Source organism: Mycobacterium sp., from assembly GCF_040398885.1.
GTDB lineage: Bacteria > Actinomycetota > Actinomycetes > Mycobacteriales > Mycobacteriaceae > Mycobacterium.
This window is the reverse complement of record NZ_JBBATF010000123.1, coordinates 1-9,272: the sequence shown is the minus strand read 5'-3', so window position 1 is coordinate 9,272 and position 9,272 is coordinate 1. Positions and strand designations below refer to the sequence as shown.

Genomic DNA, 9,272 nt, shown 5'->3' with positions numbered 1-9,272 from the left:
TCCTGATTCCGTCGCCCACCGAATGCCTGATATCCGCGATCGGTAACGCCTTCCAAATGTGGGGCGCTCCGCGCCTTCGTTGGATTTCGGATGCGGTGGTGCTTCTGGGCCAAGCCGAGATCGACTGGGAGTATCTACTCGAGCGGACGAAGCGGTCAGGCTTGACCTTGAGCCTCGCCTCCGGGCTGGGCTTCCTCTACCGTGAATTCGACGCCCCAATTCCGGCGTATGTGCTCGACGAACTGAGTGGGCGGCGGGTCAACTGGTCCGAACGCGCCGCTTTCTGGGTCGCCGTGCACCGACCGCCGGTTGGTGCGACAGTCGTCACCGAATGGGATCGCCACCGGGCGCGGCGCTCTCAGGGTGACGCGGCCATGCCCCCGGATTTTCTGTGGCGCATGGCCCAACTCAGCGGGCGTCCGCGTCGCGACGTGGTGCGCCGGGCTCTACGAACGGTCATTCGCGCGGCTGCGGTGCTGGCGATCAGATACAGCCGGCCCAGGCGGCGCAGGCGCGAAATCTCCGGTTATGTAGCGTGATGGCAATGCTTGCGTTTTCAACGAAACAGCCCGGACCGGACTAGTCGAGCAGCAAGTTGACCTCGGCGCGAGAGCTTCCCGGTCTGGAGCAGAGATGGATCGCCGGTGCCCTCGAACAGGCACGGGCCGAAGCCGCTGCCCTCACCTCGGCGGCTGAGGACCATCTGCGCATCGCGGGCCGCACGGTCCGGGTGCGATACGCCGATACCGCACAGGGCGATCTGCTCGGCCGGGCAACTCGTCATCTGCGCCGCGATCCCGACGGCCCGCCCGCGCTGACCATCGACTGCTGGACGGCGCCGGGCCCGATCCCGGAACCACCGGCCGGTTGGCCGTCCAGTGGCACGGTGCATTTCGACGACGGTGACGTCGTGGTGAATTGGAATGCCTCCGACGGGACGCTCCGCGCCTATGACCGAAGAATCCATCAGGCCTGGACGCGCTTCACTCGCCCCACCGGTGCCGCACAGTGGGAACCCGTCGGGCCGTTCCGATTCATCCTGACCTGGTGGGCGGCCGACAACGGCCTGCAGTTCACCCACGCGGCCGCGGTCGGTCGCGCCCACGGCGGCGTCCTGCTCGCCGGCCGCAGCGGTCCCGGCAAGTCCACGACCTCGCTCGCGTGTCTTGCCGCCGGACTGGACTTCGCCGGCGACGACAGCTGCATCATCGAGGCCACCGACCGGCCCTGGGTGCACGGCCTGTACCTCAGCGCGAAGGGCGACGCCCGAACCGCAGCGCTGTTGCCCGACCTCGCAGAGGATTTCGCTCGATCACCGTTCACCGTCGAGGGCGAGTCGGTCGTCTTCGCCGACCAAGTCCGGCCCGGAGCGGTCTCCCGGGGATTTCCGTTGCGCGGGATCGTGGTACCGCGGCTGTCGAGTGAACCGGTGAGCCGGCTCTCGCCAGTCGGCCCGGCGACAGCGCTGCGCGCTCTGGCGCCCAGCACCCTGATGCAGGTGCCCACCGGCAACCGTGCGACTGGACTGGCGCAGATGGCGTCGATCGCTGCGACGCTCCCGGCGTGGGAACTGGCGCTCGGACCCGATCCCGCCCATGCGGCGGCGTTGATCACGGACCTGATCGACCGGGGGACCTCCACGTGACCGCAGGCCGCATCTCGGTGGTGATTCCGGTGTTCAACGGGGTCGAGTTCCTCGGCGAGGCGCTCGACAGCGTGCTCGAGCAGGACGAGCCGGCGCTGGAGATCCTGGTCGTCGACGACGGATCGACCGATGGGAGCGCGGAAGTCGCCGAACGCTTCGGCGGCCCGGTTCGGGTGATCAGGCAGGAGAACCGTGGTCCGGCCGCTGCCCGGAATCGCGGTCTGGCCCTCGCGCGCGGGGATTACATCGCGTTGTTGGACGCCGACGACCTCTATACCCGCGACAAGTTCGCCCTGCAGGCCGGCCGGCTGGACCGCCATCCGGAGATCGACATCGTGATAGGCCAGTTGAGTTGCTTTCGCCCGCAGGGCGACGAGGACCCACCGCAGCAGTTCACAACACTGACCGATGAGCTCCTGGCCCTGGTGATGGGGGCCGCCCTGTTCCGCCGGAAGGTGTTCGATCAGGTGGGACTCCTGGATGAGGCGATGCCGCCCGCCGACGACTGGGACTGGTTCATGCGCGCCCGCGAGGAAGCGGTGCCGATGCTGATCCACCGGGACATCGTGATGCGATACCGGCTGCACAGCGCCAACCTGACGCGGGACCGGGAGGCAGTCGATCGCTCCCTCGTCAAGGCGCTGCGCCAGTCGCTTGTCCGGCGCCGGCGGTCCGGGAGCGCTGCGGTGCCGCTTCCCCCGCTGTCGACGTTCTTCGAACCCGAGGAGGACTCCGGCTGATGGCAAGGGAAGGCAACCTGGTCAGCGTCATCATCGCCGCCTTCAATTCCGAGTCCTATCTTGGTGAGGCCATCGCCAGCGTCCTGGATCAGGACCGGGACCCTCTCGAGGTCATCGTCGCCGACGACGGTTCCACCGACAACACCGGCGCGATCGCCCGCGGCTTCGGACCGCGACTGAGAGTCGTTCACGGCGCGGATGAGGGCCTGGCAGCCACCCGCAACCGTGGAACAGCAGCCGCCGACGGGAGGTTCCTGCTCCACATGGACGCCGACGATCTGTTGGCGCCCAATGCGATTCGCGCCTTGATGGATGTCTTCGAGCAGGATGCTTCGTGCGACATTTCGGCCGGAATGTTCTCCTGTTTTGTCAGTCCCGAATTATCCAGCGACGTCGCGTCGCGGTTCCCGACCCCCGCCGGCCCGCAGCGCGGCCATCTCTCCGGAGTGGCACTCGTGCGAGCCGAGGTGTTCGAGCGGGTGGGTCCGCTGAACGACAGCTACCGACCGGCCTCGGATATGGAGTGGTGGCTGCGCGCCCGCGACCACGGTCTGAGAGTGACACTGATCGATGACGTGGTGGGGTACCGCCGCATACACGGGCGCAACTCATCGCTGCGCGAGAGCGCATCGCTGCGACAAGCCGCTCTGAGGATCACCCGGGAGGCGCTGCGCCGCAAGCGGTCGGGGATCGCCTGAGCGTCACATGCGCCCATCGAGATGACGGCCGGTCTCAACGTGGTCGAAGTTGCCCAGCGCGCGACGCATCCATTCGACCACCTCTGCCTTCGTGGCCCGGTGTTCCCCGGCGACGAGTGCCTGGAGTTCGCCCAGGAACTCCCGCACGTCCTGCGTTCGTCCGCCGGTGTAAGGAATCGCAGCGATCCGCGACAGCCCGACGTCCACCTCGGACTCGCCCTCGCCGAAGAACTCCTCAGTCGGCTTCTCCCCCGAAGTGTCAAGGGCTGTAACCGATATGGGGTATCGGCGGGTGCTCGGAAATCGCTCCATGGCCGCTCGCGCGGCATCCTCGCCATCGACGAACAACGGCGTCCAGCCCGACCACTCGATGATGCCGGCCGCGATCTCTTCGAGTAGTCGCAGGTCGACTTCCCCGAGTCGCGGAACCACGATGTGGTGACCGGGGACAGCGGTAGCAGCGATGAGGCAGATCTGCCCGGCCTCCTCGAGGCTGACGAAGTAGCGGCGGGTTCCCGCCGGAACTGCCAGGGGCTGACGGCGGGCGATCCGTCGCAGGAAACTCTCCAGAAGGCTTCCCGCTGAGAAGGCGACGTTGGCGAAGCGGGCGGAGGTCAGCACCGATCCGGCCGGAATCGGCCGGAGGCCGGAGAACATGACGTGTTCCATGACCCGCTTACTCGCCCCCATCAGACTCGCCGGATTGGCCGCCTTGTCGGTCGAGACGCAGAAGTAGCGGACGGCCGAGCCGCGCTCGGCCATCCAACCCAAGAATCGTTCCTGCCGAAGGACATTGGTCTCCAGGAGCTGCGTCAGCGAATAGACGTCCCGCTCGGACCGGACATGCTTGAGGGCGGCGAAATTGAGGACGAGGTCATACGGTGGCTCGTCACCGAGGAACCGTCGCATCACCGGGGCGCCGTAGTCCAGCGGGAGTGTTCGCAACTCAGGACCAAGGGCTTTGCGACCACTGCGAAGGTCGCGGACAAGTTCGGCGAGGCTGTTCTCGTCCCGGTCCACCACATGCAGATGCGCAGGCCCGAACGGCAGCAGTGCGCGCACCGTCGCCGAGCCGATGCTGCCGGCTCCGCCGATCACCAGTACCCGGCGGCCGTGGACCGCCTCGCGAATCCGCGGCGAACACGCGGCCAGGTCGTCGGCGAACAGTGACTGGTCCCGCCCTGTCGCGAGCGTCGCCAGCGCGGCTGGATCGAGTGGGACGGGGAGGGTCATGACGGCACCGCGCCGTGATGGCGTCCCGCCCACGCCGCCCGCAGTGAGTCGGTGAGCGGTGTTGCCGGCCGGAAGCCGAAGGCATGCGTTGCGGCGCAGTGGCTTCCCACACTGATCGGGACATCCGCCGCGGTAGGACGCACGTCGTCCGTGACGATCCGCACATCGGCGTGCGCGATGCGGACCAGGGTGTCGACCAGTTCACGGATCGAGCACGGGCGGCCTGAGCAGAGATTGAAGACCCTTCCGGTGAGGCCGGATCGGGCCAGGGCAACCATGCCGTCAACCGCGTCGCCGACATCGAGGAAGTCGCGTACCGATTCGACGTTTCCCATCCGCACAACCCCGGTGCCGGTGGTCACACAGTCCCGTAGCCGCGACACGGTGGCGCCGGCGACCAGCGAGTCGGGCACCCCGGCGCCCACCAGATTGAACGGCCGCACGACATTGGCCCGAAGGCCCGCTTGCGCCGCGGCGAGGGTCTCGAGAACGGCGGCATGCTTGGTCCGGCCATAGCCGTCGGCCGGCTCACAGCGGTCGCTTTCGGCCAGCGGACTGCGGACCGCGGCCGTCGTGCCGTATTCGGCCGCCGATCCCACGACTGTCAGCGTCGCACCGGGTCTGTGCGCCGCGACGGCCTCCACCAGGTGCCGGGTGCCGGTGAGGTTCACCGCCTCCAGTTCCGCATCGGTTCCCCGGGTGATCCCGGCGAGGTGGTAGACCTCGTCGGGACGGGATTCCCGGACCGCTCGTGACACCGCCTCACGATCGGTCACGTCACCGCAGACGAAGGCATCCCACAAGCCGTGCGAGGGCGCCTGGCGACCGAAGCCGGTGATCCGGGAATCCCGCTCTGCCCGAAGCTTTCTCAGCAGGTGTGAACCCACGAATCCCGTTGCGCCGGTGATGAGAACGGCTCGGTTCACGCCGAATCCTCGGGGAGGAAACGCTCCGGCGCCGACGTGAAGTCCGCAGTCGCCTGCCGGAGATCGGGAAGACGCCCGATGTCCTGCCAGTAGCAGTCGGTTCGGTGGCACGCAACGCGATTGCCGGCGTCGCGCAGGGCCAGCACCAGGTCCGGGATGTCGAAGCGCCGGCCGCGGGGGATGAAGTCGAGGCACCGTCGAGACAGAACGTTGATGCCCATGCTGACCTCGTACCCGATCACCGGCTTCTCGACGTAGTCCGCCAGATCACCACCCGGGGTCAGCCGTACTACCCCGTAGTCGACCGCCATCTCGCGACGCGACACTGCAATTGTCGCCCAGGCATCGCCGGCGGTATGCAGTTCGAAGAGGCGACGGTAGTCCAGCGTCGTCAGCAGGTCACCGTTCATGACGATGAAGTCGTCGTCGAGGCGATCGACGAGAGCGATGGGACCGGCAGTACCCAGCGGCTCTTCCTCGACGACGCAGTCGATTTCGATACGGGAGCGGTTCCATCGCTGGAGAAACCCGGTGAATACCGGGGACATGTGGCCCAGCGACAGGACGATTCGCGTCACCCCGGCGGCCCGCAACTGGCGCAGGACGATCTCCAGGACCGGCACATCACCGAGCGGAACGAGCGGTTTGGGTATGGAGATGGTGTAGGGCTCAAGGCGGGTGCCCCTTCCACCCGCGAGGATGACCGCCATCATCTCGGCGACGACCGATCCCTCATGACAACAAATTAGTGCATCCATGACAGCGACATCACCGACACCTGGGAGCAGAAGATCGAGGCACTGAAGTGCTACAGCACCGAGTGGGAACGCGCCGGCGCCGAGTGGTACGAGTTCATGGATGCGGCGACCCGCTACTACGGCAGACTGGTCGGAGTGGACCGAGCCGAGGGCTTCATGTCCAACAAGGTCCTGCTGTGAGAACGAAGCTGTGCACGAATCGTCGCGTGCGCGCCAAGCGAAGGAGTCGCCCACGTTCTACCGATTCCCGCGGTCTCGCGTGTCGATCGCCGCGACCCCCAAGACCGGCCGCACCAGCGTCCTGACCTACCTCCTCGACTTGGAGGTCCGGCTTGGTTCGGAGGAGAAGCACAGCCATCCCAACGCACTTGCCGTCGCACTTCGGACCTCGGATGAGAATCCGTCAGGCGCTGCGGTCCCGCACCTGGATAAGCGGCTGGAAGGTTACGTCGTCGGCGAGAAGACTCCCGTCGAAGAAGGCGAGCTTCGCCTGGCGACTGTCCGAGACCCCGCTGATCGAATCGCCTCGTGCTGGTTGGACAAACTGGTGGACGGTCCCGCGGCATGGCAGGCGAAGTACTACTCCGAGAACTGGTTCCCCAGCGACTTCCGAACGCCGGAAGCAATGGAGGCGTCCTTCCTCACGTTCCTCAAGGCCCTGCGGGGTGATCACGTCCTGCTTCGTTCCGATCCGCATTGGGCCCCGCAGTCCTGGATGCTCCGACACTGGCGGGGGGCACGCTGCGTCACAACCGAGGAATTGACCGATCTCCCGACGATCGTCACCGAGCGACTCGACGCTCTTGCGGGGACGCCTACTGCGCCCATGCCGCACAAGCACCGGACCGAAAATTGGCTGAAGCAGTTCGTTCTCACGCCGGTAACTCAATCGCTGATCGGCGAGATCTATTCGCTCGACTATGAATTCCTGGAGACGCACTGTGCGACGTACCGGCCCGTCACGCCTTCGGGATTCACCGCCGAGGACGCACTGCGGTTGCCGGCCTTCGATCGCGAGGTGCATGTGCGGCGGAACCAGCGCCTCTCCCGATCGCTGGGGGTGATCCTGGAACGCGCCGTGTGGCGGCGCAGGGTCGATGCCTATGAGCGGGAGACGTGAACCGGCCGGCCACAAGACCCGCGGCGGAATCGCGATCGTGGCGGGGAGGGTTTTTGGCGGTCTCGGGTTCTTGTCGGTCTAACGTGGGCGGAGTGAGTTACCTCGGTGATGACGGGAGTCAGGCGCCGGATCGCCGGGTAGACGTCCCGTTTCGGGGTGACGATGTCGCTGAGACGAGCCGGCGGGATGTCGAGGCCGGCGAGTACGCCCTGGACATTCCCGTCGTCGTGGGGCCGGGATTGCCGCCCGAGGATGGTTCCTGCGGTCAGTTCGCTGTGCAGTTTCATGTCACCACGACGACTGTGGTCGGACTCAAGCGAATCGCTGACGCGCGCGGGGTGAGCGTGCCGGAATTGTGCCGGCAAGTCATCGGTGTGTTCGTCGCGCAGCAGGAGGGCGAACTGGGCGCGTTGCTCGCCGCTGAGACCGAAGTCACCAATTACCGGCCCAGTTTGGGCCAGTCGTAGCCGACTCTGCCCCGCGCACATCACAGAGTGCGGCGCGGTGGCTATAGACGCAGGCAGCGCCGGATCGCTGAGCGCGTAACTCTCGGCGCGAGCGCAGTCGACGTAGGCTCAGGCCTCCCCGACCGCTTGGAGGAGGGCGAAGTTGTTCATTGGCCGCTCTCGCCTGCGAGTACGTCGATGACCCGGGGCGCGAAAAATATCCTCTTGTAAGCCTTTTCGTCGACGACATCCAGAATTCCGAGCTCCATGAGCTGGCTGATCAAGGCGTTTGCACGCCCGTAGGAGATACCCAGCCGCGCCTCGACCTGACGCACGGTGAACGATGGATTTGCGACGGCCAGATCAACCAGCGCACGTGCGTTCGCCGAGCGCAGGTTGGAGCCACCAACGACGTCGGCCAGCTCAGCTTGCACCCCGACTAAGGCCCGCATCTGCGTGCGGGTCGACTCGGCAGAGGCTCGCAGTCCGGCAGCGAAGAACCGGATAAACGGATCCCAGTCTCCTCGGGTGCTCACCGCGAGAAGGTGGTCGTAGTAATCGGTGCGCCGCGCCTCAAACCATGGGGAAACCGTCAGCGTGGGCTCGGTGAGCACCCCAATGGCTTGTAGGTGCAACACGATTAACAGCCGCCCTAGCCGGCCGTTCCCGTCGATGAACGGGTGCAAGGTCTCTAGCTGATAGTGCGACATTGCAGTGGCCACTACTGGATCGACCCGGGCACGGTGGTCCTGCCGCATCCACCCGACGAGCCCATCGAGGCCTGCCTTCAGATGATCCCCCGGAGGGGAGGGAACGAAACGCGCCGCAGCCAAGGGGTTGCTGTGCGCCGCTCCGCCGGCCCGCTTGCCTATGACCACCTTGGTGTCTCGCAGCCGTCCCGAACCGCCGGCCAGTGGTGTGCCCCGCATCAATATCCCGTGGAGATCCTCCAGGAAAGCCGTGGTAATCGGACGGCCATCTCCGACCCATCCGAACCCGTAGTTTGCCATTCGCTCGTAATTCAGGATTTCAACGAGATCCAACGTCGCGGGTTCATCTGCGTCAGCGGTCAGCACCTGCCTGAGGGGAGCGTAGGTACCCTCCAGCGCAGAGGTAGCCTGCGCCTCGCGGCGTAGCGTCGGGGCCCGGAGCAATGTCGGGTCGGGGAGTTGGGCGGACGTGCTGTCCAGCGCGGCAAGTGCTGCCCGTGCTTCTGCCACTGCGAGGATTGTCGACGCGCTGAGGGCCGGCATATCGTCGGGAAGAGGTGCCGGCACAAACGCCTTGCCCGGACTGCCGTCCGGTGCGGTCACATCCACCAGCGAGCCAGACGTGTCGTTTACGAACATTGCCAAGTCCACAATGTCTGACTATAGCCACTTGTCGGATATTGTCCTTGTAACCTCGCTGGTGGTGTAGATGCGGGGGTAGTTGCATTGCGCAGTAGGTAAACACCGCGCTGAAGGATTTGCGCGTTAGAGGCTCCCGAAAGTGAGGGCTGACGACGTGCATAGCCCTCAGCCTCAGCGGCGCCGGTTCTCTGGCCTGCCGCTGAGCAGCCAGGCCCACGGCGAGGTCTTGCTTGATGTCGGTCGTGCACCCCGGCGACCTCGGTGTCGAGATCTTTGCAGAGCATGGAGACCTCGATTTTGGAGGTCCTGGTATCAGCGCCCAGCGCCTCGACCGGGTCGGCGGCCTTACCGGCA

10 protein-coding genes are annotated in these 9,272 nt (G+C 66.1%); 6 read left to right on the top strand and 4 right to left on the bottom strand.

Annotated elements, in window-relative coordinates:
• The 4 genes from ADBZ5U_RS11830 to ADBZ5U_RS11815 all read left to right on the top strand — a co-directional run.
• Positions 1-539: hypothetical protein (locus tag ADBZ5U_RS11830; RefSeq protein WP_526265645.1), on the top strand; the 539-nt coding region annotated here is incomplete at its 5' end.
• 56 nt (positions 540-595) lie between these two features.
• A complete protein-coding gene (locus tag ADBZ5U_RS11825; RefSeq protein WP_526265643.1) occupies positions 596-1,645 on the top strand; it encodes a hypothetical protein in 1,050 nt (349 codons plus the stop codon).
• Positions 1,642-2,385 (top strand): glycosyltransferase, encoded by a 744-nt coding sequence (locus tag ADBZ5U_RS11820; RefSeq protein ID WP_526265641.1) that lies wholly within the window; start codon positions 1,642-1,644, stop codon positions 2,383-2,385. The genes ADBZ5U_RS11825 and ADBZ5U_RS11820 overlap by 4 nt, the downstream gene beginning before the upstream one ends.
• Positions 2,385-3,083 carry a glycosyltransferase gene (locus tag ADBZ5U_RS11815; RefSeq protein ID WP_526265639.1) on the top strand — a complete coding sequence of 233 codons (699 nt, stop codon included), beginning with the start codon at positions 2,385-2,387 and terminating at the stop codon, positions 3,081-3,083. The genes ADBZ5U_RS11820 and ADBZ5U_RS11815 overlap by 1 nt, the downstream gene beginning before the upstream one ends.
• Positions 3,084-3,086: 3 nt before the next feature.
• Here the strand turns inward: ADBZ5U_RS11815 and ADBZ5U_RS11810 are convergent, their stop codons facing one another.
• The 3 genes from ADBZ5U_RS11810 to ADBZ5U_RS11800 are packed head-to-tail and all read right to left on the bottom strand — an operon-like array spanning position 3,087 to position 6,234.
• Entirely contained in the window at positions 3,087-4,316 is a 1,230-nt protein-coding gene (locus ADBZ5U_RS11810; RefSeq protein ID WP_526265637.1) for a polysaccharide biosynthesis protein, read from the bottom strand.
• On the bottom strand, positions 4,313-5,242 hold the full coding sequence (locus tag ADBZ5U_RS11805) for an NAD-dependent epimerase/dehydratase family protein (RefSeq protein ID WP_526265635.1): 930 nt from the start codon (positions 5,240-5,242) through the stop codon (positions 4,313-4,315). The genes ADBZ5U_RS11810 and ADBZ5U_RS11805 overlap by 4 nt, the downstream gene beginning before the upstream one ends.
• Positions 5,239-6,234 carry a nucleotidyltransferase family protein gene (locus tag ADBZ5U_RS11800; RefSeq protein WP_526265633.1) on the bottom strand — a complete coding sequence of 332 codons (996 nt, stop codon included), beginning with the start codon at positions 6,232-6,234 and terminating at the stop codon, positions 5,239-5,241. The genes ADBZ5U_RS11805 and ADBZ5U_RS11800 overlap by 4 nt, the downstream gene beginning before the upstream one ends.
• A 25-nt stretch (positions 6,235-6,259) precedes the next feature.
• Here ADBZ5U_RS11800 and ADBZ5U_RS11795 point away from each other — a divergent pair, with 25 nt between their 5' ends.
• Both ADBZ5U_RS11795 and ADBZ5U_RS11790 read left to right on the top strand, forming a co-directional pair.
• Positions 6,260-7,120: a sulfotransferase family 2 domain-containing protein gene (locus ADBZ5U_RS11795; RefSeq protein WP_526265631.1), complete on the top strand. Its 861-nt coding sequence runs from the start codon at positions 6,260-6,262 to the stop codon at positions 7,118-7,120.
• Positions 7,121-7,212: 92 nt separating this feature from the next.
• Positions 7,213-7,587 carry a hypothetical protein gene (locus ADBZ5U_RS11790; protein WP_526265629.1) on the top strand — a complete coding sequence of 125 codons (375 nt, stop codon included), beginning with the start codon at positions 7,213-7,215 and terminating at the stop codon, positions 7,585-7,587.
• A gap of 146 nt (positions 7,588-7,733) precedes the next feature.
• Here the strand turns inward: ADBZ5U_RS11790 and ADBZ5U_RS11785 are convergent, their stop codons facing one another.
• Positions 7,734-8,927 (bottom strand): Fic family protein, encoded by a 1,194-nt coding sequence (locus tag ADBZ5U_RS11785; protein ID WP_526265627.1) that lies wholly within the window; start codon positions 8,925-8,927, stop codon positions 7,734-7,736.
• Positions 8,928-9,272 lie beyond the last annotated feature (345 nt).

What these genes read in the sequence shown, in the direction of transcription:
- ADBZ5U_RS11815 (WP_526265639.1), top strand. Translation starts at nt 2,385, where the DNA reads ATGGCAAGGGAAGGCAACCTGGTCAGCGTCATCATCGCCGCCTTCAAT.
- ADBZ5U_RS11810 (WP_526265637.1), bottom strand. Translation starts at nt 4,316, where the DNA reads ATGACCCTCCCCGTCCCACTCGATCCAGCCGCGCTGGCGACGCTCGCG.